The sequence below is a fragment of the Dellaglioa sp. CoH-57-MRSF-20 genome (assembly GCF_056781955.1).
Genome location: NZ_JBXAXV010000107.1, coordinates 1 through 469 on the forward strand (window position 1 = coordinate 1; position 469 = coordinate 469).

Below are 469 nucleotides of genomic sequence, written 5' to 3' on the forward strand. Positions count from 1 at the left end.
GCTAAACTGCGGTCTGACGCAGGATAAAGGAGAAATGATGAGCACGAGCACCATCGAAATTCGTCGTGAACTGTTGCGTGGCGCAATCGCGAAATTGCGCTTGGGTCGAACCCTATACATCTGCAACGGCATTGAGAAAACGTTGGATGAAATGCGCCCATTTTCTGATCGTGAAGTGAAGCGCACGTATTACCAACAGTCTTTGGCTCTGAAGCATCGCATTCGCGAATTGTTGGACGGGCACCACTCGTACACGACATGGCTCGTGGCGCAGGGTGCGCTTCCTGAATACGAGGGCACGGTGGGAGACGCTCCCTACTCTGGCTACATCGATTCGTTGCCCGGTGTTCTTGAATCCCGCATCGCGTGGGCCGAGTGGATGCTCGAAAACTGGTGCGGAGAACAAGCATGAACAAGATTCGATATGCGGTGCTGGAGCTGGCACATTCGTTGGTGCAGGCAACACCAT

1 protein-coding gene is annotated in these 469 nt (G+C 53.7%); it reads left to right on the forward strand.

The genetic code is table 11. From position 1 onward, the window contains the following. Positions 1-412 (forward strand): hypothetical protein (locus AC1RPN_RS08360; protein WP_481763739.1); only part of this gene is annotated, 412 nt, incomplete at its 5' end. Positions 413-469: the final 57 nt, after the last annotated feature.